A 26,012-nucleotide genomic window follows, 5' to 3' on the forward strand; every position below is an offset into this window, starting at 1 on the left:
AGAATCAGTTGTCGAAAGGCTCGAAACAGAGAGAATCAGTGGGTTCGCCGGTACTCTGCAGGCATGGCGAACATTCCTGGTTGTTGGATCGACGGACGCGCGGTCGACGGTGGCGGTGATCGGTACGAGGTCGACGATCCCGCGACCGGAGCTGTCGCTGCCGACGTCGGTTTGGCCACCGCCGAGGACGTCGATTCGGCTCTCTCGCATGCTCGATCGGCCTTTCCGGCATGGTCCACCGCCACCCCCGCGCACCGCAGCGCCGTGTTGATGGAACTGGCGCGTCTCGTTGCGGCCGACGCGGAGAACTTCGTGTCCGAGGAAGTGGCGCAGACCGGCAAATCGACAAGGCTGGCAACCGAATTCGATGTTCCGGGCAGCATCGACAACATCGAGTTCTTCGCCGGGGCGGCGCGGCACCTGGACGGCAAGGCTGCTGCGGAGTACTCGGGTGAGCACACCTCCGCCATCCGCCGGGACGCCGTCGGAGTGGTCGGGTCGATCACTCCGTGGAACTATCCGCTGCAGATGGCGGTGTGGAAAGCGATACCGGCGTTGGCGGCCGGGTGTTCCATCGTGCTCAAGCCCAGTGAACTCACGCCGCTGACCACCCTGCGGCTGGCGCGCTTGGCCACCGAGGCAGGCGTACCCGACGGGGTGTTCAACGTCGTCACCGGAACCGGAGTGGACGCCGGAGTCGCGCTGTCCTCCCATGCCGGACTGGACCTGATGACGTTCACCGGCTCCACTCCCGTCCGCAGGCGCGTCATGGCGCAAGCCGCCGCGCACGGCACGCGGGTGCAGCTCGAGCTCGGGGGCAAGGCACCGCTGGTGGTGTTCGACGACGCCGACCTCGACGCAGCCATCCACGGTGCCGTCGCGGGATCGCTGATCAACGGCGGCCAGGACTGCACGGCGGCCACCCGCGCCATAGTCGCCGAATCCCTGTACGAGGACTTCGTCGCCGGAGTCGCCGAGTTGATGGGTCGCGTCGTCGTGGGAGACCCGAGGGATCCGGCAACGGACATGGGATCGTTGATCTCCGTCGCGCACCGAGATCGGGTGGCTGCGATGGTGGATCGGGCCCGCGATGCAGGTGCCAGGGTGGTGACCGGAGGCCGTGTGCCCGAGGGGCGAGGCGCTTTCTATCCGCCCACCCTGATCGCCGATGTCGGTGAGCAGGACGAGATCTATCGCGACGAGGTGTTCGGTCCGGTGCTCACGGTGTCCACACATCACGGGGACGACGACGCGATCCGACGTGCCAACGACACCGAGTTCGGACTCGCCGCCTCGGCGTGGACCCGCGACCTGTACCGCGCGGGCCGAGCGACGCGGGAGATCGCCGCCGGCTGTGTATGGATCAACGACCACATCCCGATCATCAGCGAGATGCCACACGGCGGATTCGAGGCCTCGGGTTTCGGCAAGGACATGTCCAGCTACTCGCTCAACGAGTACCTCACCGTCAAGCACGTCATGACCGACATCACCGGTGTGGCCCGAAAGCCCTGGCACCGAACGGTCTTCGCGTCCGTCGACGCTGCAACGCAGGGAGATGCCCGATGAACGCACCGTGGGCAACCACTCCCACCGACCGCGGCGTGACCATGGTTGCGGGCGCGGCACCGGAGTCCTACTGGCTCGATCGTCCCGAACGCCCGGAGCCACGGGCCCGGCATACCGGTTCGACTGCAGCGGATCTGGTGATCGTCGGCGGCGGATTCACCGGACTGTGGGCGGCTCTGCATGCGGCAGAGGAGAACCCGAACCGATCGATCGTGCTGCTCGAAGGCGACCGCATCGCCGAGGGTGCAACCGGACGCAACGGCGGCTTCTGTGCGGCCAGTCTGACGCACGGACTGGGCAACGGACTCGATCGCTACGCCGACGAACTACCGGAACTGCTGAGGATGGGCACCGAGACGCTCGACGCGATCTGCGCGACTGCGGACAAGTATGGGATCGACGCCGACATCGAACGCACCGGCGAGCTCGACATCGCCAATTTCGACTGGCAGGTGGACGACCTGCGGGAGCTCGGCGACGAGGGGAGGCGACTGGCGCAGCCGATGGAATACCTCGACGCCGCTGCAGTGCGGTCCAGGATCATCTCGCCGATGGCGCGCGGTGCACTGTTCGACCCCGATGTCGCGATGATCGACCCCGCCAAACTCGCCTGGGGCCTGGCCGACGCGGCCGAGTCGCTCGGCGTTCGCATTCACGAGAACACTCGGGCGCTGTCGATCGGCAAGTCCCGCACAGGTATTCGAGTCAAGACGGGCTACGGTACCATCGAGGCCGGCAAGGTGCTGCTGGCCACCTCGGCATCGAAATCGTTGCGTCGCAAACTCCGTCACTGGATCGTCCCGGTGTGGGACTACGTGATCATGACCGAACCACTGACGTCGGCCCAGCTCGCCGACATCGGCTGGTCCGGCCGCGAAGGATTGGCCGACTCCGGCAACAGATTTCACTACTTCCGGTTGACGGCCGACAACCGCATCCTGTTCGGCGGGTGGGACGCGCACTACTTCTACGGTGGCGACACCGACCCACGCCGAACCCAACATCCCGAAGAGTTCGCTTTGCTCGCCGAACACCTGCTGCAGATGTTCCCGAGCCTCGAGGGAATCCGCGCCACCCACGCCTGGGGCGGATCGATCGACACGTGCTCGCGGTTCAGCGCCTTCTGGGATCTCGGCATGAACGGACGGGTGGCCTCGGTCGCCGGGTTCACCGGCCTGGGCGTCGGCGCGTCGCACTTCGGTGCCCGCACCGCCCTCGATCTGCTCGACGGCAAGGACACCGAACGAACACGCCTGAAGATGGTGCGCAGCATGCCGTTGCCGTTCCCACCCGAGCCCCTCAAGTCGATCGGGATCAACATCACCCGCGCGGCATTCGCCCGAGCCGATCGCAACGGCGGTAAACGAGGACTGTGGCTCAAGGGCATGGACGCGCTGGGTCTGGGCTTCGACAGTTAGAGCGGCTGCGCCGCACGTGCACGGAAACTCGACCTCTGCTACGAGCTTCTGCTCACGTGCGCCGAAGCCGCTCTACTCGTGCGGAACGACGATCACCGGCACCGGGGCGGCACGCAGAATCTTCGCCGCACTCGAACCGAGGAACACCCGCTTGGGAGTGGCCAATCGACTCGAGCCGAGGAACAGCACATCGCCCGGCTTCCAATCGAGGTTGCCCATCGCCTCGGCCAGCGTCGAACCGTCGGCGACGATCGACTCCAGGCCGTCGATATCGGGGAGCGTGCGCACCGCGTGGTCGAGATTGTCCTGCGCGGCAGCGACCTGTCGTCGACGCGTATCCAGTGAGGTCTCGTCACTCGGGGCCCCGGTCGGCTCGAGCGAGACCAGCGACACCAACCGAAGAGGCACGTGCGCGGCGCTGGCGAGAGTGATCGCGAACGGCAACGGATTAGGGGCGGACGCTCGGGTCGGTACTGCGACGGTGAGGTCGGTGATCGGTGCGTTCGAGAGCCGGTAGCCCCGAGGTGCGAGTGCCAGCGGCACCTCCGACGCATGCAGGAGCTGGCCGGCAACCGAACCGACGGAATGCCGATTCAGCAAGCCGTCGCCGGCTCCGCCCACGACGATCATGTCCGCATCGGTCTGCACCGCGAAGTCGATCAGGGCACGGGCGAAGGACTCGTGCGAGAGCACGTGCGTGGTCACCTCGATGCCCGACGGCACCTGGGCGGCCGCGTCGGCCACCCAGCCCTCGGCCTTGGCCGCGAGAACTTTTCGATACGGTCCACTGCCTTCCATGACCGGTTCGTCCACGGCCATGACCAGCACGATGTCGATGGACGCGTCGAGGGCGCGGGCGAGGGCGGTGGCCAGGGCTACGCCGTCGTCGCCGCTGGGAGTGGCGAGATAGCCGACGGTGATCTTCATGAATGGGGTGTCCTTCTCTACTGGTAAGTGTCCGGAACCTTGACTTCGGTGGACGCGGTGAGTGTCTTGCCCTGGAAGAAGTCCTTGTTGCCCACGAAGCACAGCAGCATGAGCGGAATTCCGAGTACCAGCATGCCGACGCCGAGGACGAACACACCGCCGATCGGACCGTAGACGGTGTAACCGTAGTCGGGCTTGATCATGTCGACCGCGCTCTGCACGAACGCCCACGTCATCGACAGCCCGCCGAGGAGCGGAAAGATCCCGCGCATGAACAGGTTTCGGACGGACGAGAACAGTGTGCGACGGAAGTACCAGGCGCACGCGTACGCGGTGATGCCGTAGTAGAACGCGACCGCGAGCCCGAGTGATGCCACCGAATCCTGCAGCGCGTTGGCGCTGACGAAAGTGAGCACCAGATAGAACATCAGCGCCGCGGCACCCATCACGAGCGTGCCGAAGCCGGGCGTCATGTACTTGGGGTGCACGCTGGCGAACCGCTTGGGGATCGCTTCGTACACGGCCATCGACAATGTTCCGCGGGCCGTGGGCAGGATGGTCGTCTGCGTGGAGGACAGTGCCGAGATGGAGACGGTCAGCAGTAGGAGCGACGCGACGATCGAACCCGCGACCGGATCGCCGAGAATGGTGAGCACATCGTCGACGTTGTCCGGGTTGTTCAGGCCGATGCCGGTGTCGCCGAACCCGGCGAACGACTGCACGGCGTATCCGACGAGCACGTAGGTGGCCACGAGAATGAGCGTGGTGATCACCGCGGCGCGTCCCGGAGTCTTCTCCGAATCCTTCGTTTCCTCGCCGACGGCAAGGCAGGCGTCCCATCCCCAATAGATGAAGATGCACAGGATGATGGCCTGGGCCGCGTCGGACATCGTCACTCCGGTGGGAACCAACCAGCTCCATTGCGGCGTGATCGCCTGCGGTCCTGCGGTCCCGGTACCCACCTTGACCAGAGCAGTCACCGACACTCCGATGAGCACCCCGAACTGCACGACCAGCAACACGTTCTGCATGCGTTCGCTGATGAGGATGCCGCGAAAGCTGACATAGGTCATCGAGACGATGAAGAACGAACCGAGGGCGACCTTGGCCGCGGTCGACTCCGCCAACCCGGACAGTCCCAGGAACTCGAACAGATAGATGGCAGCGATCTCGGCGACGTTGGCCAGCACGATGATCGCCGAGACGGCCAGCCCCCACCCGGCCATCCAACCGACCCAGGGCCCGAATGCCTTGGTACCCCAGGTGAACGACGTGCCGCAGTCCGGTGTGTCACGCCCGAGTTCGCGGTAGGCGAAGGCGGTGAGCAGCATCGGAACGAAGGCGATGAGGAACATCGAGGGCGCTTTGTCGCCGACGGCCAGAACCACGTAACCGAGGGTCGCGGCGAGGCTGTAGGCCGGGGCCACCGCCGACAAGCCGATGACGATGTTGCCGACCAGCCCGAGAGCGCCGGTGTTGAGTCCTTTACCCGGAAGGGTGTTCGGCGGTTCCACAGTGGACATAGATCTCTCCGAGGTTCGAGACGACCGAGGACGTCGGAGGGGACCCGACAGAATCGGCCGCGCGTGTGTGCTGAACACTACGATTTCCGTCGCAGATCCGCTGTGTATCGACGGAATTGTTTTCATTAGAGTAACAATGCAACGAAATAGGTCGCAGAAGCGGCGAAGTTCGGGGGAATCCGCGGACTCGCCGAGTGGTGATGACAGACGCGCGTGCGTGCGAGCCGCACGCTACCGTCGTCACATGAGCACCGCGGAGAACACTCAGTCCTCGATCGGTGGCAGTGCGCCACTCGATCTCGCGTCGATCAGGACAGCTCCCAAGGCGTTGCTGCACGATCACCTCGACGGCGGACTCCGCCCGCAGACCGTGTTGGAACTGGCCGACGAATGCGGCTACGGCGATCTTCCCGCCACCGACGGCGCGGCATTGGGCGAGTGGTTCCGCGACGCCGCGGACAGCGGCTCGCTCGTGCGGTACCTCGAGACGTTCGCGCACACCGTTGCCGTGATGCAGACTCCCGAAGGACTGTTCCGGGTGGCGCGCGAATGCGCCGAGGATCTGGCCGACGACGGCGTCGTGTACGCCGAGGTTCGCTTCGCGCCGGAACAGCACCTCGAGCGCGGACTGACTCTCGACGAGGTCGTCACCCATACGCTCGCCGGCTTCGAGGCAGGGATCTCCGCGGCCAAGGTGCGCGGCAAGAACATCACGATCGGAACCTTGCTCACCGCGATGCGGCACGCGGCGCGTTCGCGGGAAATCGCCGAACTGACGGTCCGGTTCCGTGACCGCGGCGTCGTGGGCTTCGACATCGCCGGTGCCGAAGCGGGCTTCCCTCCCAGTCGCCACCTCGACGCCTTCGAATACATGCGAGCGAGCAACGCGCACTTCACCATTCACGCTGGAGAGGCGTTCGGTCTGCCGTCGATCCAGGAAGCAGTGGCGTTCTGCGGCACCGACAGGCTCGGTCACGGGGTTCGGATCACCGACGACATCACCACCGACGCCGACGGCACACCCGAGCTCGGCCTGCTCGCCGCCTACGTCCGCGACACACGGATGCCCCTGGAACTGTGCCCGAGCTCGAACGTCCAAACCGGTGCCGTCGAGTCGTTGGCGACCCACCCGTTCGATCTGCTTGCCCGATTGCGATTCCGGGTCACCGTCAACACCGACAACCGCTTGATGAGCGATACGTCGATGAGTCGAGAGATGGTCAAGCTCGTCGAGACCTTCGGCTACGGCTGGAGCGATCTCGAGCGATTCACCATCAACGCGATGAAGTCGGCGTTCCTGCCGTTCGACGAGCGGCTGGCGCTGATCGACGACGTCATCAAGCCGGGTTACGCGGTGCTGATCGGCTGATCGAGCAGCCCCGGGGGCCGGCTACTTCTTGCGCAGTCGGCTCTCGAACTCGCGCTCGAGGGCGCGCCACGCTTCGGCCTCGACGTCGAACGGTGCGCTCGGCGCGAGCCGGTCGGGACTGGGCTCGAGGGCGTACGAGACGTACCAACCCAGTGGCGTGGACGTGGCGAGTGCTTCGTCGACGGAATCATCACCGGCGAAATCGGCGGCGTCGGTGAACAATTCGACGGCCAGGTCGAGTTGTTCGACGTCGACTGCGGTTGGCCCGGCGGCGAGATCGTCGGCCAGGCCGGGCAGGACGTACACGTTGTCGTCGGTGATCGTGATGTCGAGGGAGCCGTCGATGGCGGCGGTCTGAACATCGGAGTAGGTGCTGACCTGTGCCAGATCGTGATCGTGATCGTCGGCCAGGTAGCGGGCCAACGAACGCTCGGAACCGAAGACGCTGATGGCACCGCCGCGACCGAGGAACACCGGCTTGTCGCCGAGGTAGCACCGCAGGGTGTAGAGCGTGTCGTCCGAGGTGATGATGCGAATCGGGTCGATGCCGACGGTGGTCCAGAAGGTATCTTCGGCCGCGGCTGCGGCGATCGGATCGCGATCCACCGCGGCGGAGTCGTCGTCTTCGTCGTCGTCGTCCGAATCGGAGTCGATGTCGTCCGTGACGTCATCGGCGTCGACGGCGTTCTCGGCGGCTGCGGTGATCTCGGCTTCGGCGACGGCAACGGCAGCGGAGTCGACATCGGGGGAGGTGACGATGGAGTCGACCGCGTCGAGCACGTCGTCCCAGTGCTTGGCGACCGCTGCACCGATGCGGTCCCACAGTTCACCGCCCTCGCGACCGAGGAAGTTCTCGACGCCTCCGCCGACTGCCCCGACGAAAGGGTTGGATCCGAAAAAGCTTGTGACCGGGCGCAGTTCGCAGACATCGCCGATCGAGGAGACGATGTCGAAGGTGGCCTGCAGTTCGGCGAGAACGTCGGCTTCGGGATCGGAGGCCACCAACTCCGGCACGGCGACCAGATCGAAGCGGTGCAGATCGTCGGGCTCGAGTTCGTGTGCGGCGAGTGCGGAGACCACCTTCCACGACGGATGGTCGACGAGGTCGTTGTCGTCGTCGGACCTGACGAATGCCGCGAGCTCTGCGACGGTCGAGAATCCGTACAGGTCTTCCTCGTGTCCGAGGAATGCCTCCCACTCGTCGTCGCCTTCTCGCCACTCCGGTGCCCACAGTGTCGAGAAGTCACCGGCGGTGAGACCGAGTTCGATCGGGATGATGTCTCCAGCCATGGCGCGAAGCCTATCTCAGGAGTCTGTGAACGAACCCTGCAGACTTTGCAGGATCGCCTCGCGCTGGTCGAGCGCCGCACGTGCAGCGTCGGCAGCGACGACGGTGATCGTCGACGCGAGTGCATGAGCGGCAACCGATCCGAGGTTCTCGGCGAGTTCGAGCTCGACCAGGGCGCCGGACCCATCGACGACGACGGTCACCAGATCGTCCGGCGAGGTGAGTCGAATTCTGATGCGGTCCAGTCGCTCGTGCGTTTCGCGAAGTGCGTCCAGCCGGTGCTGGGCACTGCCGACCAGAGCGTCGAGTTCGGTGGTGTGGGCGTGGGTCATACCTGCTTCAACCAACTCGTGGGTGCGGAGTCCCCTGCAAGATGCTCGTTCGCTTCGGCGGCGACTCGGGCACGGGTGGGCAGACCGAGACGATTGAGAACCTCGGTGGGAACGCCGTCCTCGGCGAGGAGGGTGCGCCGCTGAGCTCGTGCGGCCGCACTCGCCCGTACACAGTGCTCGAGAATCGTCGACGCCAAAGCGCCTCCGCCGTAGCGCAGTTCGCGTTCGTCGATCGCGATCCCGATCGGCAGTCCGTGTTCGGTGGCGCGCACCGTCACCGATCCCGATCGTGTTCCCGATACGGCACTGACGACGGTGATGTCCGAGTCCGTCACTGGCCGGCCCTTCATTCGGTCGGACGGTAGAAGCCCTTGAAGCCCATACCGCTGTTGGTCGTTCTGATCGGCCCCACCTGCACCGGGTCGCCTGCCTCGACGAGCTGACCGTTGCCGATCACCATGGCCACGTGTCCGTCCCAGACGGCGAGGTCACCGGGCATCACCTCACCCGGTGCCACGGCGGAGCCGATGTCCTGTTCCTGTGCCAGACGCGGAATCTCGACGCCCTGCTGTGCGTACGCCCACTGGGTCAATCCGCTGCAGTCGAGTCCGCTGCCCGGCGTGGTGCCGCCCCACGCGTAGGGCACGCCCTGTTGGGTCAGTGCGCTACGGACGGCACCTGCGGCTTCGGCGTTGGGTGCGGTGACGGTACTGCCGTCCGGTAGCCGGATCTCGACTCCCCGGCCGGTGCTGTCTGGGGTTCGGTAGGGATCGGTGCCCGGATTGCCCAGGTAGTTATGGGCACCGCCGCCACCGACACCGCTGCTCGGTGACTCGGCTCCGGCGGCGGGGGAGGAGACGGACTGCGCGAACGTCTTCGCCAGCTTCTCGCCTGCTTCGATCACCTGTGATGTCGCGGGCGAGGTCATGAGATTCGAGGGTGAGCCGGGGGACGATGTCGGTCCGCCGCCGACGGGGCCGGGAACTGTCGGGGGAGCGGCCAGATCGCCGACTTTCGCGGTGTGGACGGCCAACTCGCCCCGCACGCGCGCCACGACCACGAGCGCTCGTTCGAGGTGTTCGATGGCCGCCGTGATCAGCATGGTCTGCCCCGGCGGGGTGGCGATGATCGGTCCGGCCGACAGTGCGATTCCCACGAACGAGTGCACGATCGACTGCAGTTCGAGAAAGCCTCGATTGGTGTCGCGGCAGGCCTGGTCGACCACGGCAGCGATGTCGTCGGCGTGGTCGGCGAGGGCAAGTGCGCTCGTATGAGCGTTCTCGGCGTACCGAATGGCCGCGTCGGCGGCGTCACCGTTCCAGTTCGCCGCGAGCTCGGTGATCGCGACCCTGCCGATTCCCTGGGCCGCCTCGATCGCTGCCGAGGACACGCGCAGTACGTCGGCCGGACCGCCGGTGGGGAGCGCCCCGTTGCCGAAGGCTCCGAGCAGATCGACGATGGGACGGGCCAGCAGATCGATCATCGGCGCTTACCGCTCGTCCTGTGCGATACCGGCGGCCGAGGCCGCGGTGGTATCAGCGGCCGAGGCCGCAACGGTTGCGCCGGTGCCGGCATCGGTGAGGGCGTACGACACCGCGGATGCGGTGGCCGAGGAACCGATGCTCGCCACCGTGCTCGCCAGGCGCACGACGGCGTCGGTGTGCGCCAGATGGGTGCCGGTGACCGCACCGAGAAACTCCTGTCCGATCAGACCGAAGACCGGAGCCAGCACCGCGGGGCCGCACGCGGCGGCGGCAGCACTTGCCGCGGCGATCTGCTCGGCCATGGTCGACGCCACCGCACCGTACGCGAGGACCCCCTCGGTTTCGACGACGAGCTCGGCCATCAGTGCCCCCTGAGAATGCGATCGATTCACGGTCGCCGAGTGCGACGCCCAATTGGTTCGACGCGGGTACGTGCCATTCGGTTCCCCCGAGTTGCCGTTCGCGTCCTGCCGCCCAGGTCCTATCCTTGTCGGCATGGAAACACACGTGGTCGATCACCCACTGGCCGCAGCCCTGCTCACCACGATGCGGGACGAGCGCAGCGACAATGCCACGTTCCGGTCGGCTCTGCGTCAGCTCACTCACATGCTGGTCTACGAGGCCACTCGCGACGCTGCGATCGACACCTTCGAGGTACGCACGCCCGTCGCGGTCACCGAGGGCACCAGGCTGGCGCGACCGCCGTTGCTGGTCCCGGTTCTGCGCGCAGGCCTCGGCATGGTCGAGAAGGCCAGCAGCCTCATCCCGCAGTCCCGCGTCGGTTTCGTCGGAATGGCCCGTGACGAGGAAACCCATCAGCCCGTCCCGTACATGGAATCCCTGCCGGACGACCTGTCGCAGACGCCCGTCTACGTGCTGGACCCGATGCTCGCCACCGGCGGATCCATGGTCCACACGATCGAACTGCTCGTCGGCCGCGGTGCGGCGGACGTCACCGCCATCTGCGTCGTGGCCGCTCCCGAAGGAGTTGCCGCGCTCGAAGCCTCGGGACTGCCGGTGCGACTGGTGGCAGCGAGCATCGACGACGGCCTCAACGACAACGCCTTCATCGTTCCCGGCCTCGGTGACGCGGGCGATCGTCAGTTCGGTCCGCGCTGACTCCCTCTGTCGCAGGTCGATTGGTTCTCGGCGTCTCCTGGCCATCGGAGGCGTCACCTACACCGCGACCGAGATTGCGGGTGCTCGATGTCGACACCGAGCAGATCGAGTTCCACGAACTGGTCGGCCGCAGGCTCGGTTTCCGTGCGCCGGGTGCTTCGACCGATCGGTACTGCACCGGGCGCATGGCATTTCGGGCCGACGGCCCGCCGCGCTACGTGCCGTGCCCCGGTCGGGAGCGGGCCGTCGCGTCGGGACAGTGCGCGACGTGCGCCGACAAGGACAGCTTTCGATTCGTGCACACCGTGCATCGCAGCGGATTCGTCTCGCGTGATCTGGAAAAACATGTGATGCAACCGCATTGGCTGTACCTTGCGGCGTTCGCCAACGGCACCTTCAAGATCGGGACGGCGGCGGACACGCGCAAATGGGGTCGGCTCGCCGAGCAGGGTGCCATCTGCGCGCAGTACGTCGCCCATGCCGACGACGGCAAGGCCGTCCGGGTGGCCGAGGACCTCGTGACCGAATCGATGGGGCTACGGCAGGCCGTGCGGTCCGCGGCGAAAGCCGCGTCGCTGTGTCTGCCGATCGACGTGGACAGGCTCGAGGCCGCCGTCGCCGTCCGGGCCCAGCAGGTCCGCGAGATGCTGACCGAGGCCGGCGTCGCCGGATGCACCCCGATCGACGAACCATGGGTCCCGCCCGCAGGCCGGGAGGCATTGAGCGAGAACGTCAGCCGCGTCGCCTACCCCGCGGATGTCGCAACCGGTTCCCACGGACTCGAGATCAGGACATGCGTCGGGCAGGCGGTGATCGCGACCGTCGACGACGAGACCTACGTCGTGGATCTTGCGCCGTTGAAGGGTCGGCGAATCGAACTCGGGGCCTTCACATCAGATCTGCCTGCGGTGCAGTCGGCGCTGTTCTGACGTTCGGGTCGTCGACGCCTAGAGGTGCTGGGCGAAGTCGGTCAGTTCGGCCAGGATCTCGGCTGCCGCCGCCCGCGCTCTCGGCAGGTCCTCGGGGCCGTCGACGTGCTCGATCACTTCGAGGTAGGCCTTGAGCTTGGGTTCGGTGCCGGAGGGCCGCACGATCACCCGCAGCCCCGACCCGCTGATCTCGACTGCGTCGGTGCGTAATTCGTCGTCGCGCTGGGCGTAGTCCAGGACGGTGACCGTCCGGCCGGCCAGTTCCGTCGGCGGTGCGCTGCGCAACCGGTGCATCATGTTCCCGATGTCGGCGAGGTCCGCGACCCGCCGCGATACCTGCGCACCCAGGTGAACCCCGAACTCGACCGCGAGGTCGTCGAGTACGTCGAGCAGGGTGCGACGATCCTGCTTCAGGCCGGCGGCCAGATCTGCCAGCACCACCGCGGCCGAGATACCGTCCTTGTCGCGCACCACGTTCGGATCCACACAGTGCCCGATGGCCTCCTCGTAGGCGTACACGAGGCCCTCGCCCGCGCGGACGAGCCATTTGAATCCGGTCAGGGTGCGGGCATAGCGAGCGCCCCGCGCCGGAGCGAGCGCCGAGAGCAGTTGCGACGAGACGATCGTGTTGGCCACCAACGAGTCGGCGGGCGCATCGGCGAGGAGATGGTTCGCGAGCAGAGCCCCGGTCTCGTCGCCGGTCAGCATGCGCCACCCGCTGTCCGTCGGCACCCCGACCGCACAACGATCGGCGTCGGGGTCGAGGGCGATCGCGATGTCGGCGTCGATGTCCGCCGCCAGCGCGAGCACGGCGTCGGCTGCTCCTGGCTCCTCGGGGTTGGGAAACGTGACGGTCGGAAACGCTGGATCGGGCTCGAACTGCTCCTCGACCACCCGGATATCGCGGAACCCCGCACCACGTAGTGCTGCCATCGCAAGTTCACCGCCGACGCCGTGTAGGGGAGTCAATGCGATGCGGATGTCGCGACCCCTCGAACGTGGCAGTGCAACAACGGAATCGAGATACCGAGAAGCGATGTCGGAGCCGCCGGGCTGGACGATCGCGCGCGGAATCTCGATCGCGTCGGGAGTGGCCTCGATGAGCGCTTCGATCTGGGCGTCGCTCGGCGGGATCAGTTGCGAGCCGCCGCGGAGATACACCTTGTACCCGTTGTCCGCAGCGGGATTGTGCGACGCGGTGATCTGCACGCCGAGCTCGGCATCGAGTGCCCGCACCGCGAAGGCGACGACGGGGGTCGGGAGCGGCCGAGGCAGCATCACCACCGAAAAGCCCTGGGCGGAGAAGGTTTCGGCGGCCGCGAAGGCGAACTGTTCCGAGCCGTTCCTGGCGTCGCGACCGACCACGACGGTGGACCCACCCAGACCGTTCTCGACCAACCAGGCTGCGATGCCGGCCGAGGTTTTCGTCACCACCGCCACGTTCATCCCGTTCGGTCCCGCGCGCACCGGGCCACGAAGACCTGCGGTACCGAACGTCAGCGGTCCGCTGAACCTGTCGGCGAGTTCGGCATCGGGCAGGCCGTCGAGTTCTTCGCGAGCAGCGGGGTCGGGATCGCCTGCGATCCATCGTTGTACTCGCTCGGTGAGATTCTCGGTCACAGGCGGGAGACCAACTCGTGCAACAGCGATCCCATGCGGGCAGCGGACTCCTTGCCTGCAGCGAGTACTTCGGTGTGATTCAGGTGCTCACCGGTCATTCCGGCCGCGAGATTGGTCACCAGCGAGATGCCCAGGACGCGTGCGCCTTTCGCTCGCGCGGCGATCGTCTCGTGCACGGTCGACATTCCCACGAGGTCCGCACCGAGTGTGCGCAGCATCCTGATCTCGGCGGGCGTCTCGTAGTGCGGACCGGGAAGGCCGGCATAGACGCCGTCCTCGAGAGACGGATCGATGTCGGCCGCAAGGGCCCGAAGTTCGGGGGAGTACGCGTCGACCAGATCGACGAACTCCGCCCCGACGAGGGGCGAACGAGCCGTCAGATTGAGGTGGTCCGAGATCAGCACGGGCTGCCCGACGCTCATGCCGTCTCGGATACCGCCTGCAGCGTTGGTCAGCACGACGGTCGTGGCACCTGCCGCGATCGCGGTCCGCACCGGATGCACGACGCGTCGCAGGTCGTGCCCCTCGTAGGCATGCGTGCGTCCCTGCAGCAGCAGTGTGTGGGTGCCGCCGACGTCCACCGAGGTGATGGTGCCGGAGTGGCCCGACGCCGACGGTGGCGCGAACCCGGGCAGGTCGGCCATGCGCACGGTCGCGGTGGGGGAGCCGAAGACGTCGGCTGCCGCCTGCCATCCGGAACCGAGAACGATGGCCACGGTGTGGGTGTCGACTCCGGTTGCTGCGGCGAGTGCGTCGGCGGCGGTGCGCGCGGCACCCTCGGGATCGGTCACTGGGTCGGTCGCATGTGCGTCGGTGGTTGCCACGATGAACAACAGTAGGAGATCGACGCAACGGATGTGCGACCGGCGGAAGTTACTGTTGGGTAGTATCCGCTGCATGCCTTATCTCGAACGCGACGGTGACGTCCACATCCTGTTCCTCGGTGCCCAGGACGGAGCGGACAATCCCGAGAACCGTTTTCACCCGGATTGGATCAACGCCACCCACGCGTTGCTCGACGAGGTCGAGGCCTCGACCGGTCCGGCGGCGCTGGTCACCACGTCGGCGGGCAAGTTCTACAGCAACGGCCTCGACACCGACTGGCTGTTCGCCAACCTGGACAAGATCACCTGGTATCTCGATCGCGTGCACACTCTCTACACCAGGTTGCTCGCTTTTCCGATGGCCACCGTCGCTGCTGTGCAGGGCCACGCATTCGGCGCAGGGGCGATGTTCGCCACCTCCCACGACTTCCGCATCCAACGGGTCGATCGCGGCTTCTACTGCCTGCCCGAGGTGAACCTGAACATGCCGTTCACCGTCGGAATGTCTGCTCTGATCAACTCCCGGCTGCCCAAGCAGACCGCCGTCGAGGCGATGACGACCGGTCGTCGGTACGGCGGTGCCGACGCCGTGGCTGCCGGAATCGTCGAGGCGACGGCGGCGGAGGAGTCGCTGGTGTCCGACGCGGTCGCCAAGGCCGCCGCACTGACGAGCACCCGGGGTGCCAACCTGGCCGGCATCAAGGCTCGCATGCACGTGGATCTGCTCGCCGCGCTGAACACTGCGACCGACGACAGCAACTTCAGCTTCGGGAAGTAGTCACTCGGCACAGCTGTTCCGACAGTCGGTCGCGCTAGTGACACACTGTCTCTCGTGATCGACGAATCGAACAATGCCGACGTGGGTGAGGCGATGGACCGCGCCCTGGCCGACGCCACCGACGAAGTGGTTGCGCTTTCGCACTCGATCCACGCGGAACCGGAGCTGGCGTTCGCCGAACATCGCAGCGTCGCCAAGATCCTCGACACGCTCCGGGCCCACGATTTCGAGGTCGAGACGGCCGTCGCAGGCATCGACACCGCGTTCACCGCGTCGTTCGGCAGCGGCGATCTGGTGATCGGAATCTGTGCGGAGTACGACGCTCTGCCCGAGATCGGTCATGCGTGCGGGCACAACATCATCGCGGCCTCGGCTGTGGGTGCTGCGCTTGCGCTCGCTCCGGTCGCCGACGCGCTCGGGATCACCGTGCGAGTGCTCGGTACCCCGGCCGAGGAGACCGGCGGCGGCAAGGTCTTGATGCTCGAGCGAGGAGTGTTCGACGGCGTCGGCGCGGCGTTGATGGTCCATCCCGGTCCCTTCGACATCGTGGGTGCGACCTCGCTGGCGCTGGCGGACATCGCGGTCAAGTTCACCGGCCGCGCCGCGCACGCGTCGGCTGCTCCCGAGTGGGGAATCAACGCAGGCGACGCGGTGACCATCAGCCAGGTTGCACTCGGGCTCCTGCGCCAGCATCTCTCGCCGGGTCAGCAGCTCCACGGCATCGTCAGCGACGGGGGTGTGGCACCGAACATCGTGCCCGGCCATGCCGAGCTGCTCTACTACCTGCGCGCGAACACCACCGAATCGCTGCACGCTCTGACGGCGAAGACGTACGCATGTTTCGAGGCGGGAGCAATCGCCACCGGGTGCACTCACGAGATCCGCACGGTGTCGCCGACCTATGCGGCGCTGACGCCGGATTCGTGGCTGGCTGCGGCTTTTCGGCAGGAGATCGAAGCATTGGGCCGATCGCCCCTGGCTCCGGATTTGGAAGGATTTCGCCCGTTGGGCAGCACAGACATGGGAAACGTGACGAATGTTCTACCCGGTATTCATCCTGTCGTCGGCCTCGATGCGGGAGGCGCGGTGACACATCAGCCGGAGTTCGCCGCCGCGTGTGTCACCGAGTCGGCCGACCGAGCGTTGCTCGACGGAGCTCTCGGTCTCGCCAGAACTGCTGCGCGCGCCGCAGCCGATCCCGGTACTCGCGCCCGTCTGCTCGACGGCGTGACCGCTCGCTCGGCGGCGCAGTCGTGAGTACCCGCGAGGACGCGATCGATCGGTGGATTCACGCGCACACGGCAGATCTGTCTCTGTGGCGGCGGCACATTCACGCACATCCGGAACTTGCCCGACGCGAATTCGGCACCACCGCGTTCGTGATGGAGCAGCTCGAAGCGGCGGGTCTGTCGCCCAAGCCGCTCCCCGGTGGAACGGGGTTGATCTGCGACATCGGGCCCGATGGTCCGCGGGTGGCGTTGCGGGCGGACATGGACGCCCTGCCGCTGCAGGAGAACACCGGCGCGGTGTACTCGTCGACCGTGCCGGGGGTGTCGCACGCCTGCGGGCACGACGCACACACCACGGTGCTGCTCGCGACCGGATTGGCGCTGGCGTCACTGCCGGACCTGCAGTACGGGGTGCGCCTGATCTTTCAGCCCGCCGAGGAGGTCATGCCGGGCGGTGCCCTCGACGCGGTGGCCGCGGGAGCGCTCGACGGTGTCACCAAGATCTTTGCGCTGCACTGTGATCCGCGGCTCGAGGTGGGGCAGGTCGGCGTGCGCCTCGGTGCGATCACCTCTGCGGCCGACACCGTCGAGCTGCGGCTGGATTCGCCCGGCGGACACACCTCTCGGCCGCACCTGACCACCGATCTGATCTACGCACTGGGCACCGTCATCACCGGCCTGCCCGGAATGCTGAGCAGGCGCGTCGACCCGCGGACCAGCACGGTCATGGTGTGGGGAGCTGTGGTCGCGGGCCAGGCCCCCAACGCCATACCGCAGACCGGCATGCTGACCGGCACCGTCCGCACCGGCGACCACGAGACCTGGGCGTTGCTCGAGCCGCTGGTCCGCGAGATCGTCACCGGATTGCTCGCACCGACCGGTGTCCGCTTCGAGCTGCACTATCGTCGCGGCGTGCCTCCTGTGGTCAACGATCCGGCGTCCACGCACACGTTCGAGAAGGCGATCGAGAGGGTCGGACCCGACGCATTGGCCGATACCGCGCAGTCCGGTGGCGGCGAGGATTTCTCGTGGTACCTCGAACGAGTGCCCGGCGCGATGGCTCGACTCGGCGTGTGGCCGGGCACCGGACCGCAACTCGACATCCACCAACCCACCTTCGATCTCGACGAACGAGCACTGGCCGTGGGCGTGAAGGTGATGACCGGAATCGCGCTGGATCCGAACTAGAGGCAGGAGACGAGATGGCGTTCGATGTGTCGCCGATCGGGATCGTCAGATCCGAACGCGTCGAGGTGGTGGACGACAATTGGGGATCGGTCGAATCCGTCCTCGACCTCCACGACAGTGTGCTCGACGCCGACTCGACCCTCGGTCTCGCGGAATTCTCCCACCTCGAAGTGGTCTACGGCTTCCACCTGTGCGATCCGGCCGAGGCGACCACCGGTTCTCGGCACCCCCGCGGTGACACGACGCTTCCTCGGGTGGGAGTCCTCGCTCAACGGGTCAAGGACCGGCCCAATCATCTCGGGGTGTCGCGGTGCGAGATCGTCGACGTGGACGGACTGCGCATCCGAGTCCGAGGTCTCGACGCGATCGACGGCACACCGGTGTTCGATGTCAAGCCGTTCCTGCAGTCCATGGTTCCCGAGCGTGAAGACGTGAAGGAACCGACGTGGGTGGCGTCGGTGATGAAGAACTACTTCTGATCCGTCCCTCGAACTACGAGGCGGTACCGGGACCGACGTTGCGGCTGTTGCGGGTTCGTAGGTCCCGCACGTATTCGGCTGGGGCACCGGCGATTTCGGCTGCCTCGGCCATGACTCCGAGGTAGCGTGCCGACGGTAGGCCGCCCTCGTAGGCGTCGAGCACGTACATCCAGGCGAGCACCGGCTCCCGGCCGGTCTCGATGCGCAGCCGGATCTTCCGGTGAATACCGAGTTCCGAGCCCTCCCAGCGATCCAGGCTCTCCTCGTCCTCCTCGGACACGTCGTAGAGCACGACGAAGACCTGCGAGTCGGGATCCTCCACGACCGTGGCCAGCGCGCCTTCCCAACCGATGTCGCCACCGCCGAAGGTCAACCGCCATCCGTGCAGCCACCCGGTTCCCGACAGGGGCGAGTGAGGGCATCGCTGCAACATCTGCTCCGGATGCATGTTGGATCCGTAGGCGGCATAAATTGGCACGTCGGCCAGCCTAAACCGTATCGGTGCACACTGACGCCTCGTGGTCGTGTTTCGGTGCGTCGCCGCAGGTCCGCCCTCCTGCGGGGCAAGGCAAGCCAGCCCTACCGACGCGCGAGGGCAGCCTCTGGAATACCGTTGACGCGACACAGCGAGAGATTTCGAGCATGCGAGAAGAGGATCAATGACCCGGATTGTGATCATCGGTGGTGGTCCGGCAGGGTACGAAGCAGCGTTGGTTGCCGCACAGTACGGCGGAGAGGTGACGCTCGTCGATTCCGACGGTATCGGCGGTGCCTGCGTTCTCTGGGACTGCGTGCCGTCGAAGACGTTCATCGCCTCGACCGGCATTCGCACCGAGATGCGTCGAGCCAGCGACCTCGGTATCTCCCTCGATCCGTCGCAGGCGGCCGTCGCGCTCCCGAAGATTCACGACCGTGTGAAGAGCCTCGCGCAGGCGCAGTCCTCCGACATCGCCCACCGCGTCACCTCCGTCGGCGTAGAGCTGCTGGCCGGACGCGCCGAGATGATCGACTCCCACGTCGGGATGGCCTCGCACCAGATCAAGGCGGTGCTCGCCGACGGCGAAGAGCGCATCCTCGACGCCGATGTCGTGCTCATCGCGACCGGTGCCCGTCCCCGCGTGGTCAAGGGAGCCGAGCCCGACGGCGAACGCATCCTCAACTGGCGTCAGCTCTACGATCTCGAGTCCCTCCCCGAGCACCTGGTGGTCGTCGGATCCGGTGTGACCGGTGCCGAGTTCGTCTCGGCCTACACGGAGATGGGCGTCAAGGTCACCGCGGTCTCGAGCCGCGATCGCGTCCTTCCGCACGAGGACGAGGACGCCGCTCTGGTGCTCGAGGACGCGTTCAACGAGCGCGGCGTCACCCTCGTCAAGCACGCCCGCGCCGATTCGGTCGTTCGCACCGACGACGGCGTTCTGGTCACGCTGTCGGACGGCCGCACCGTCGAGGGCAGCCACGCCCTGATGACCGTCGGCTCGGTGCCCAACACCTCCGGTCTCGGACTCGAGAAGGTGGGCATCGAACTCGACAAGGGTGGATACCTGCGGGTGGATCGCGTCTCGCGGACCGCGGTCGCCGGAATCTATGCAGCCGGTGACTGCACCGGTCTGCTGCCGCTGGCCTCGGTTGCGGCAATGCAGGGACGCATTGCGATGTATCACGCACTGGGACAGGCCGTCAGCCCGATCAAGCTCAAGACCGTCGCCTCGGCGGTGTTCACGCGGCCGGAGATCGCGTCGGTCGGCGTCGCGCAGTCCAAGATCGACGCCGGCGACGTACCGGCGCGCGTGGTGATGCTGCCACTGACCACGAACCCGCGAGCCAAGATGAGCGGACTCAAGCGCGGTTTCGTGAAGATCTTCTGCCGCCCGGCGACCGGCGTCGTCATCGGTGGCGTCGTGGTCGCCCCGAGTGCGTCGGAGCTGATTCTGCCGATCGCGATGGCGGTACAGAACAACCTCTCGGTCAACGACCTGGCGAACACGTTCTCGGTGTACCCGTCGCTGTCCGGTTCGGTCATCGAGGCCGCGCGTCAGCTGATGGCGCACGACGATCTGGATTGATCTCATCATGTGAGAATTGCGTTTCATATTTCGGTAGCGCGTGAGACAGTCGAAGGAGCGGACACACCCGTCCGCTCCTTCTTCGACTCAGCGGATCCGCGGGCCGTCTCCCCATTCCTGCTGCCCCGGAGCCTCTCTCATGTCCACCACGTACCGTCCCGCCGGCCTGGCCGCCCGCACCGACTCGCTCACCAGCTCGGCCATCCGTGACCTCCTCGCTCTGACTGCACGCGACGATGTGATCAGCCTCGCCGGAGGTCTACCGGCCACCGATCTGATACCGATCGACCGCATCGCCGCAGCAGCAGAGGCTGCGCTTCGTCGCCCCGACGCGGTGCAGTACTGCGAGACATCCGGCCACCGCACTCTGCGTAGCGTCGTTGCAGCCAGGGAATCGCTCACGCGCGGGGGAATGCCCGTTCCGGTCGAGTCCGTCATCGTGACGCACGGTTCGCAACAAGCCCTGACGTTGCTCGCGCAGGCCCTGATCGACCCCGGTGCTGTCGTCGTGGTCGACGAGCCCGCGTACACCGGTGCGCTGCAGGTGTTCTCGATCGCCGAAGCCTGCATCGAGTCCATTCCGATCACCGATACCGGAATGGACACCGACGAACTCGAACGCAGACTGGCGGCGGGGCTGCGTCCCGCGGTGGTCCACACTGTCGCGAACTTTCACAATCCGCGGGGAGTCACGATGAGCGAGCAGCGTCGACGCCATCTCGCGGCGCTCGCGGATCGTTACGGGTTCTGGGTCATCGAGGACGACCCGTACGGTGAGATATGTTTCGACACAACGGAATCCGATATCGGCGTTCCGCCGCTGCCGATCGCGTGCCACAGCGATCGCGTCATTCGACTCTCCAGTGCGTCGAAGATCCTCGCTCCGACGCTCCGTGTCGGCTGGTTCGTCGCCCCGCCCAGCATCTGTGCGGCGGTGGAACTGCTCAAGCAGGGCGCGGATCTGTGTGGATCCTCGATGACGCAGCTGATGGCAGCGGAGATGCTCGCCGACACCGCGTGGCTCGATGCGCACTTGGTCGTTCTGCGGCGCGAGTACGCCTGCCGTGCAACGGCATTGACGAATGCTCTCGGCGCCGAATTCGGTGATCGGCTCACCGTCTCGCGCCCCGAGGGTGGCATGTTCGCCTGGGCCACCTTCCGGGACGGAACCGACACCGGTGAGTTGCTCGACGCGGCGCTCGATCACGGAGTTGCCTTCGTGCCGGGCACGGCGTTCGCTTCGGATGCGCAGTACCGTCACTCGCTGCGGTTGAGCTTCGCCGGATCGACCCCGGCCGTGCTGGCAGAGGCAGTGCGACGATTGGGTGCCGCGCACACGGCGTCGACTCGGGTGCGCTGATCTGATTGCCCCGACCCGACTGCTTCGACCGGACTGTTTCGACCACGGCAGGTTCTGCGCCTCGAGGACCTGGGGCGGTAGCCTGACGTGCAAGCAATGCGGGGATTTTCGATGGATATGGAGCGTTCGAGATGAGCAACCGATCGAATACGAAGTTCCTCGGACCCGACCAGCGGGTGGAGGCGTGGGACCAGCTCGGAACCGAGCAGTTCGACGTGGTGGTGATCGGCGGTGGGGTCGTCGGCTCCGGTGCGGCCCTCGACGCGGCGACGCGCGGACTGAAGGTGGCGCTGGTCGAGGCGCGGGATTACGCGTCGGGAACGTCGTCTCGCTCGTCCAAGATGTTCCACGGCGGGCTTCGATACCTCGAGCAGCTCGAGTTCGGGCTGGTCCGTGAGGCCCTGCACGAACGCGAACTTTCCCTGTCCACGCTCGCACCGCACTTGGTCAAGCCGCTGAAGTTCCTCTTCCCGCTCACTCACCGGTTGTGGGAGCGTCCGTACATCGCCGCGGGTATTTTTCTGTACGACCGGATGGGTGGGGCCAAATCGGTGCCGCAGCAGAAGCACCTGACTCGATCCGGTGCGCTGCGGATGTCGCCCGGGATCAAACGCAAGTCGTTGATCGGCGGGATCAGGTACTACGACACCGTCGTCGACGACGCCCGGCACACCATGACCGTCGCCAGGACGGCCGCTCATTACGGCGCAGTGGTGCGGACCTCCACCCAGGTCGTCGGCTTCCTGCGTGAGGCCGACCGGGTTTCCGGTGTGCGCGTGCGTGATTCGGAGACCGGTGCCACCACCGAGGTGCGCGCACACGTGGTGATCAACGCCACCGGCGTGTGGACCGACGAGATTCAGTCGCTGTCCAACATGCGCGGCCGGTTCCGGGTACGCGCCTCGAAGGGCGTGCACATCGTGGTGCCGCGCGATCGAATCGTCAGCGAGGCCGCGATCATTCTGCGTACCGCGAAGTCGGTGCTGTTCATCATTCCGTGGGGTGCGCACTGGATCATCGGTACCACCGACACCGACTGGAATCTCGATCTGGCGCACCCGGCCGCCACCAAAGCCGACATCGACTACATCCTGGGCGAGGTCAACGGCGTGCTCGTCACGCCGCTCACCCACGCGGACATCGACGGTGTGTACGCGGGCCTGCGGCCACTGCTGGCAGGCGAGAGCGACGAGACCTCCAAGCTCTCTCGCGAGCACGCGGTCGCTCGGGTGGCCCCGGGACTCATCGCCATCGCCGGCGGCAAGTACACGACCTACCGAGTGATGGCCGAGGACGCCGTCGATCTGGCGGCCGAGGACATCCCGGTGCGGGTGGCGTCCTCGATCACCGAGAAGGTGCCCCTCGTCGGTGCCGACGGTTACTTCGCCCTGGTCAATCAGGCACCGCATCTGGGCGAGATGTACAAGCTGCATCCACATCGGGTGACGCATTTGCTCGATCGATACGGTTCGTTGATCGACGAGGTGCTGGCGATGGCCGACGGCAAACCCGAACTGCTGCAACCACTCACCGATGCGCCGGCCTACCTTCAGGTGGAGGTCGTCTACGCCGCGGCAGCGGAGGGCGCACTGCATCTCGAGGACGTGCTCTCGCGTCGTACCAGGATTTCCATCGAGTACTCCCATCGCGGAATGAACTGTGCGGGTCAGGTTGCGGCGTTGATCGCACCTGTCCTGGGTTGGGACGAGGCCACGGTGGACCGTGAGGTCGAGACCTACCGCGCCCGGGTGGAAGCCGAGATCGAGTCACAGCGCCAGCCCGACGACGCCTCGGCGGACGCTCTGCGAGTCGTCGCTCCCGAGGCCCGCCAGGAAATCCTCGAACCCGTTCGCACGATCTAGCGCAGTCGAACCAGCGTCCGGGGTGCGCGAGCAGCTGTCGCGCCGGACACGGCCATGATCAGCAGGGTGAGTATCGCAAGTGTCAACATACGATCCATGGTGATCGGCGAAGCTGTGAACAGGCTTGGCCGCACCTGACAGGGAGCTTTCAGGTTTCTTCCCGTCTTTGCTCGACAGGGCGCGAGGACGGCGCGAGCTGCGCCCGGAGATACGCTCTCTCGACCGGCGATGGGTCGAGAGCAAGCGCAGCCGTTCGTGCGTTCTCGGCCTCTTCCATGCGGTCCAGGCGATCGAGCATCACAGCTCGACAGGCATGCCACAGGTAGTGGCTGCCGAGAGAATCGATGGCGTCGAGTGCGTCGAGCCCGGCGGCAGGACCCTGGCTTTCCCCTACGGCGACACCGCGGTTCAGTGCCACGATCGGGGTGTTCTCCACAACCACGAGCGCGTCGTACAACATGACGATTCGTGACCAATCGGTGTCGGCGTAGGTCGCTGCAGTGGAGTGACATGCTGCGATGGCTGCCTGGATGGTGTAGCGGCTGGGCCGAGAGTCGTTGCGACGCAGTGCACTGTCCATCAACCGAGCACCCTCCTCGATAGCCTCTCGATTCCACCGAGATCTGTCCTGATCCTCCAGCCTGGCGAGGCCGCCCGATTCATCGGTCCTGGTCGCCCGGCGCGAGTCCGTGAACAGCATGAGGGCCAGAAGCCCCTGGAGTGACGGCTCGTCCGGCATCAGGTCGATCAGCAAGCGGGCCAACCGAAGTGCCTCGTCGCACAGCTGCGGCCGCACCAGCGTCTCGCCCCCGAGATGGCCGGCGGTGAACATCAGATACACCGTGGTGGCCACAGCGTCGAGTCGTTGCGGTAACTCTGCCGAATCCGGTACTCGATACGGAATGTTGGCAGCTGCGATCTTCTTCTTCGCGCGTGTGAGGCGTTTGGCCATGGTGGCCTCGGGCACGAGCATCAATCGGGCGATGTCGGACGTGGCGAGCCCGCAGAGCGTGCGCAGGCTCAGTGCCACCTGGGCGTCGACGGAGAGCGTCGGATGACAGCAGGTGAAGACCAACCGCAACAGATCGTCGGCGATCGCGGACTCGTCGCTCTCGCTCCAATTCTGCTTCAGCACGGCGAGATCCGCCGCCTCTCGTTCCTTCGTGGTGCGCCCGGCCTCGCGTCTGATGATGTCGAGTGCCTTGTTTCGAGCTACGGTCGTGAGCCAGGCGCGCGGATTGTCGGGGACACCCGATCGAGGCCAGTGAGCGAGTGCGGTCACCACAGCCTCGGAGACTGCGTCCTCGGCGACGGCAAGGCTGCCGGTGGTGCGCACGAGGGTCGCCAGCACTCGGCGACCCTCGTCACGGACCACGGCCGCCAGGTGCTCGGCCGGTGTGCTCACTGAGCCATCGGGATGATCGGCCGTACTTCGATTGCTCCGTTCCATGCCGCTGGGATCTGTGCGGCCAGTGCGATCGCGGCATCGAGGTCCTGTGCCTCGAGGAGGAAGAACCCCGCGAGTACCTCTTTTGCTTCGGCGAACGGACCGTCCGTTGTCAGGACGTCACCTCCCTTCCCGCCCGACACGCGCACGGTGGTGGCGGTCGAGGTGGGGTGAAGGACCGCTCCGCCGATGATCGCGGGTCCGGCCGCGGCACTGAATGCACCGTATTCGGCCATCTCGTCCGCGACCTCGGGCGAGGTCCAGTCGGCGTCATGGGTGTAGACGATGGCTGCGTACGTGGTCATGAGGTCTCCTTGGAATCGTCGTGGTCGGCGCCGTTCGTCGACCTACACACGAAGGACGAACGAGGTTCGTCGAAAAGGACACCACGGACCGGACGATCTCGCCAGACCTCAGTTCTGGCAGTGCGGGCAGTGGTAGATCTGCCGTTCCTCGAGTGGGTTGTCTCCGATCAGGCCGAATTCGATGGTGGTTCCGCAGCGTCGGCATGGCTTGTTCTCCCGGCCGTACACCCAGAAGTGTCGGCCCGGGCGTCGATCCCCGGTAGTGACGCGTTGGTTTCGATCCTTGTTGGCCATGATCAATCGATAGGACAGGTCGATCGTCTTCTTCAGGTCACCCGCGTCGCCGACCGGTGTACGCGGGTCTATGCCACGCAGGAAGCAGATCTCGTTTCGATAGACGTTGCCGAGCCCTGCGATGTTGCGCTGATCGAGCAGAGCGAGTCCGACGGGACGAGCCGGATCCGACTCCAGATTGGTCAGGGCGGTTTTCGGGTCCCAGTCGGGACCCAGTAGATCCGGTCCGAGATAGCCGACAACCTCGTCCTCGTCCTCGACGATGTCGAGCACTCCGAGTTCGAACCCGATGGCCTGCGCGTCGGCGGTGTTCAGGATGATCCGTGCCTGGAACGCGGGGCGACGCCAGCGAGCGCCGGGTGCGTAGACGTGCCAGGTGCCCTCCATCTTCAGATGCGAATGAATGACGTAGCCGCCGACTCTGATCAGCAGGTGCTTTCCGCGTGAGGCGACGGAATCGACGGTCTCTCCGGTGAAGTCGACTGTGGCGTAACGGGGTACGCGAATGTCGCAGGTCGTCAGTCGCTGGCCTTCCAGCGCTGCCCGCAGAGTGTTCGCAGCGCGCCAGACGGTATCGCCCTCGGGCATCGGTGTCCTTTCTCGTT

25 protein-coding genes are annotated in these 26,012 nt (G+C 66.2%); 12 read left to right on the forward strand and 13 right to left on the reverse strand.

Annotated features, from left to right (window positions below):
• The first annotated feature begins 63 nt into the window (after positions 1-63).
• Together R3P93_RS01575 and R3P93_RS01580 are read left to right on the forward strand one after the other, a co-directional pair.
• Positions 64-1,569 (forward strand): gamma-aminobutyraldehyde dehydrogenase, encoded by a 1,506-nt coding sequence (locus R3P93_RS01575; RefSeq protein WP_317532283.1) that lies wholly within the window; start codon positions 64-66, stop codon positions 1,567-1,569.
• The gene (locus tag R3P93_RS01580) at positions 1,566-2,987 is read left to right on the forward strand and encodes an NAD(P)/FAD-dependent oxidoreductase (RefSeq protein WP_317532284.1); all 1,422 of its coding nucleotides are present in this window, start codon (positions 1,566-1,568) and stop codon (positions 2,985-2,987) included. The genes R3P93_RS01575 and R3P93_RS01580 overlap by 4 nt, the downstream gene beginning before the upstream one ends.
• Positions 2,988-3,059: 72 nt before the next feature.
• On the opposite strand, the gene R3P93_RS01585 is transcribed toward R3P93_RS01580, so the two are convergent.
• Complete coding sequence (locus R3P93_RS01585) at positions 3,060-3,914, reverse strand: universal stress protein (protein WP_317532285.1); 855 nt, start codon at positions 3,912-3,914, stop codon at positions 3,060-3,062.
• Between the two features lie 17 nt (positions 3,915-3,931).
• On the reverse strand, positions 3,932-5,437 hold the full coding sequence (locus R3P93_RS01590) for an APC family permease (protein ID WP_068051657.1): 1,506 nt from the start codon (positions 5,435-5,437) through the stop codon (positions 3,932-3,934).
• A gap of 244 nt (positions 5,438-5,681) precedes the next feature.
• On the opposite strand from R3P93_RS01590, the gene R3P93_RS01595 reads away from it, so the two are divergent.
• Complete coding sequence (locus R3P93_RS01595) at positions 5,682-6,806, forward strand: adenosine deaminase (RefSeq protein WP_094686433.1); 1,125 nt, start codon at positions 5,682-5,684, stop codon at positions 6,804-6,806.
• A gap of 21 nt (positions 6,807-6,827) precedes the next feature.
• Here the strand turns inward: R3P93_RS01595 and R3P93_RS01600 are convergent, their stop codons facing one another.
• From R3P93_RS01600 to R3P93_RS01620, 5 genes are read right to left on the reverse strand one after another with little or no spacing between them, the layout of a single operon-like run.
• Complete coding sequence (locus R3P93_RS01600; RefSeq protein WP_317532286.1) at positions 6,828-8,096, reverse strand: primosomal protein; 1,269 nt, start codon at positions 8,094-8,096, stop codon at positions 6,828-6,830.
• Positions 8,097-8,111: 15 nt separating this feature from the next.
• Positions 8,112-8,426 (reverse strand): YbaB/EbfC family nucleoid-associated protein, encoded by a 315-nt coding sequence (locus R3P93_RS01605; protein WP_094639011.1) that lies wholly within the window; start codon positions 8,424-8,426, stop codon positions 8,112-8,114.
• Positions 8,423-8,776 carry a hypothetical protein gene (locus R3P93_RS01610; protein WP_317532287.1) on the reverse strand — a complete coding sequence of 118 codons (354 nt, stop codon included), beginning with the start codon at positions 8,774-8,776 and terminating at the stop codon, positions 8,423-8,425. Before R3P93_RS01610 ends, R3P93_RS01605 begins: the two co-directional genes overlap by 4 nt.
• A complete protein-coding gene (locus tag R3P93_RS01615; protein WP_317532288.1) occupies positions 8,773-9,909 on the reverse strand; it encodes a C40 family peptidase in 1,137 nt (378 codons plus the stop codon). Before R3P93_RS01615 ends, R3P93_RS01610 begins: the two co-directional genes overlap by 4 nt.
• A gap of 6 nt (positions 9,910-9,915) precedes the next feature.
• On the reverse strand, positions 9,916-10,272 hold the full coding sequence (locus tag R3P93_RS01620) for a type VII secretion target (RefSeq protein ID WP_317532289.1): 357 nt from the start codon (positions 10,270-10,272) through the stop codon (positions 9,916-9,918).
• A gap of 133 nt (positions 10,273-10,405) precedes the next feature.
• Between R3P93_RS01620 and upp the strand changes: the two genes are divergently transcribed.
• Together upp and R3P93_RS01630 are read left to right on the forward strand one after the other, a co-directional pair.
• A complete protein-coding gene (gene upp / locus R3P93_RS01625; RefSeq protein ID WP_037188128.1) occupies positions 10,406-11,029 on the forward strand; it encodes a uracil phosphoribosyltransferase in 624 nt (207 codons plus the stop codon).
• An 80-nt stretch (positions 11,030-11,109) separates the two neighbouring features.
• Complete coding sequence (locus R3P93_RS01630) at positions 11,110-11,958, forward strand: DUF2797 domain-containing protein (protein WP_231893807.1); 849 nt, start codon at positions 11,110-11,112, stop codon at positions 11,956-11,958.
• Between the two features lie 18 nt (positions 11,959-11,976).
• Here R3P93_RS01630 and R3P93_RS01635 read toward each other — a convergent pair whose 3' ends face one another.
• Together R3P93_RS01635 and R3P93_RS01640 are read right to left on the reverse strand one after the other, a co-directional pair.
• On the reverse strand, positions 11,977-13,578 hold the full coding sequence (locus R3P93_RS01635; RefSeq protein ID WP_149405397.1) for a phospho-sugar mutase: 1,602 nt from the start codon (positions 13,576-13,578) through the stop codon (positions 11,977-11,979).
• Positions 13,575-14,477 (reverse strand): purine-nucleoside phosphorylase, encoded by a 903-nt coding sequence (locus R3P93_RS01640; RefSeq protein ID WP_373454880.1) that lies wholly within the window; start codon positions 14,475-14,477, stop codon positions 13,575-13,577. Before R3P93_RS01640 ends, R3P93_RS01635 begins: the two co-directional genes overlap by 4 nt.
• On the opposite strand from R3P93_RS01640, the gene R3P93_RS01645 reads away from it, so the two are divergent.
• The 4 genes from R3P93_RS01645 (at position 14,476) to R3P93_RS01660 (ending at position 18,076) form a co-directional block, all read left to right on the forward strand.
• Positions 14,476-15,180 carry an enoyl-CoA hydratase/isomerase family protein gene (locus R3P93_RS01645; RefSeq protein ID WP_317532290.1) on the forward strand — a complete coding sequence of 235 codons (705 nt, stop codon included), beginning with the start codon at positions 14,476-14,478 and terminating at the stop codon, positions 15,178-15,180. The two genes, R3P93_RS01640 and R3P93_RS01645, sit on opposite strands and share 2 nt — an antisense overlap.
• 93 nt (positions 15,181-15,273) lie before the next feature.
• The gene (locus R3P93_RS01650; RefSeq protein WP_149405633.1) at positions 15,274-16,437 is read left to right on the forward strand and encodes a M20 family metallopeptidase; all 1,164 of its coding nucleotides are present in this window, start codon (positions 15,274-15,276) and stop codon (positions 16,435-16,437) included.
• Positions 16,434-17,597: a M20 family metallopeptidase gene (locus tag R3P93_RS01655; protein WP_269593465.1), complete on the forward strand. Its 1,164-nt coding sequence runs from the start codon at positions 16,434-16,436 to the stop codon at positions 17,595-17,597. Before R3P93_RS01650 ends, R3P93_RS01655 begins: the two co-directional genes overlap by 4 nt.
• Positions 17,598-17,611: 14 nt before the next feature.
• Positions 17,612-18,076 carry an SAM-dependent methyltransferase gene (locus R3P93_RS01660; protein WP_317532291.1) on the forward strand — a complete coding sequence of 155 codons (465 nt, stop codon included), beginning with the start codon at positions 17,612-17,614 and terminating at the stop codon, positions 18,074-18,076.
• Positions 18,077-18,089: 13 nt separating this feature from the next.
• Here R3P93_RS01660 and R3P93_RS01665 read toward each other — a convergent pair whose 3' ends face one another.
• Entirely contained in the window at positions 18,090-18,554 is a 465-nt protein-coding gene (locus tag R3P93_RS01665) for a gamma-glutamylcyclotransferase (protein ID WP_037188123.1), read from the reverse strand.
• A 181-nt stretch (positions 18,555-18,735) separates the two neighbouring features.
• On the opposite strand from R3P93_RS01665, the gene R3P93_RS01670 reads away from it, so the two are divergent.
• From R3P93_RS01670 to glpD, 3 genes are all read left to right on the forward strand, one after another.
• Positions 18,736-20,139 carry an NAD(P)H-quinone dehydrogenase gene (locus R3P93_RS01670; RefSeq protein ID WP_068051456.1) on the forward strand — a complete coding sequence of 468 codons (1,404 nt, stop codon included), beginning with the start codon at positions 18,736-18,738 and terminating at the stop codon, positions 20,137-20,139.
• A gap of 139 nt (positions 20,140-20,278) precedes the next feature.
• Entirely contained in the window at positions 20,279-21,499 is a 1,221-nt protein-coding gene (locus R3P93_RS01675) for an aminotransferase-like domain-containing protein (RefSeq protein ID WP_317532292.1), read from the forward strand.
• Between the two features lie 131 nt (positions 21,500-21,630).
• A complete protein-coding gene (gene glpD, locus R3P93_RS01680; RefSeq protein WP_317532293.1) occupies positions 21,631-23,361 on the forward strand; it encodes a glycerol-3-phosphate dehydrogenase in 1,731 nt (576 codons plus the stop codon).
• Positions 23,362-23,509: 148 nt separating this feature from the next.
• Here glpD and R3P93_RS01685 read toward each other — a convergent pair whose 3' ends face one another.
• From R3P93_RS01685 to R3P93_RS01695, 3 genes are all read right to left on the reverse strand, one after another.
• A complete protein-coding gene (locus R3P93_RS01685) occupies positions 23,510-24,766 on the reverse strand; it encodes an RNA polymerase sigma factor (RefSeq protein ID WP_317532294.1) in 1,257 nt (418 codons plus the stop codon).
• The gene (locus tag R3P93_RS01690) at positions 24,763-25,113 is read right to left on the reverse strand and encodes a YciI family protein (RefSeq protein WP_068051448.1); all 351 of its coding nucleotides are present in this window, start codon (positions 25,111-25,113) and stop codon (positions 24,763-24,765) included. The genes R3P93_RS01685 and R3P93_RS01690 overlap by 4 nt, the downstream gene beginning before the upstream one ends.
• Before the next feature lie 108 nt (positions 25,114-25,221).
• Positions 25,222-25,995, reverse strand: a complete 774-nt coding sequence (locus R3P93_RS01695; RefSeq protein WP_068051446.1) for a DNA-formamidopyrimidine glycosylase family protein — start codon at positions 25,993-25,995, stop codon at positions 25,222-25,224.
• Positions 25,996-26,012 lie beyond the last annotated feature (17 nt).

Source organism: Rhodococcus cerastii (assembly GCF_033042195.1).
Lineage (GTDB): Bacteria > Actinomycetota > Actinomycetes > Mycobacteriales > Mycobacteriaceae > Rhodococcoides.

Coding starts and splice junctions, on each gene's coding strand:
- R3P93_RS01585 (WP_317532285.1), bottom strand. CDS start 3,914: ATGAAGATCACCGTCGGCTATCTCGCCACTCCCAGCGGCGACGACGGC.
- R3P93_RS01595 (WP_094686433.1), top strand. CDS start 5,682: ATGAGCACCGCGGAGAACACTCAGTCCTCGATCGGTGGCAGTGCGCCA.
- R3P93_RS01670 (WP_068051456.1), top strand. CDS start 18,736: ATGACCCGGATTGTGATCATCGGTGGTGGTCCGGCAGGGTACGAAGCA.
- R3P93_RS01575 (WP_317532283.1), top strand. CDS start 64: ATGGCGAACATTCCTGGTTGTTGGATCGACGGACGCGCGGTCGACGGT.
- R3P93_RS01645 (WP_317532290.1), top strand. CDS start 14,476: ATGCCTTATCTCGAACGCGACGGTGACGTCCACATCCTGTTCCTCGGT.
- upp (WP_037188128.1), top strand. CDS start 10,406: ATGGAAACACACGTGGTCGATCACCCACTGGCCGCAGCCCTGCTCACC.
- R3P93_RS01695 (WP_068051446.1), bottom strand. CDS start 25,995: ATGCCCGAGGGCGATACCGTCTGGCGCGCTGCGAACACTCTGCGGGCA.
- R3P93_RS01650 (WP_149405633.1), top strand. CDS start 15,274: ATGGACCGCGCCCTGGCCGACGCCACCGACGAAGTGGTTGCGCTTTCG.
- R3P93_RS01615 (WP_317532288.1), bottom strand. CDS start 9,909: ATGATCGATCTGCTGGCCCGTCCCATCGTCGATCTGCTCGGAGCCTTC.
- R3P93_RS01675 (WP_317532292.1), top strand. CDS start 20,279: ATGTCCACCACGTACCGTCCCGCCGGCCTGGCCGCCCGCACCGACTCG.
- R3P93_RS01590 (WP_068051657.1), bottom strand. CDS start 5,437: ATGTCCACTGTGGAACCGCCGAACACCCTTCCGGGTAAAGGACTCAAC.
- R3P93_RS01580 (WP_317532284.1), top strand. CDS start 1,566: ATGAACGCACCGTGGGCAACCACTCCCACCGACCGCGGCGTGACCATG.
- R3P93_RS01610 (WP_317532287.1), bottom strand. CDS start 8,776: ATGAAGGGCCGGCCAGTGACGGACTCGGACATCACCGTCGTCAGTGCC.
- R3P93_RS01600 (WP_317532286.1), bottom strand. CDS start 8,096: ATGGCTGGAGACATCATCCCGATCGAACTCGGTCTCACCGCCGGTGAC.
- glpD (WP_317532293.1), top strand. CDS start 21,631: ATGAGCAACCGATCGAATACGAAGTTCCTCGGACCCGACCAGCGGGTG.
- R3P93_RS01640 (WP_373454880.1), bottom strand. CDS start 14,477: ATGCAGCGGATACTACCCAACAGTAACTTCCGCCGGTCGCACATCCGT.
- R3P93_RS01620 (WP_317532289.1), bottom strand. CDS start 10,272: ATGGCCGAGCTCGTCGTCGAAACCGAGGGGGTCCTCGCGTACGGTGCG.
- R3P93_RS01690 (WP_068051448.1), bottom strand. CDS start 25,113: ATGACCACGTACGCAGCCATCGTCTACACCCATGACGCCGACTGGACC.
- R3P93_RS01660 (WP_317532291.1), top strand. CDS start 17,612: ATGGCGTTCGATGTGTCGCCGATCGGGATCGTCAGATCCGAACGCGTC.
- R3P93_RS01605 (WP_094639011.1), bottom strand. CDS start 8,426: ATGACCCACGCCCACACCACCGAACTCGACGCTCTGGTCGGCAGTGCC.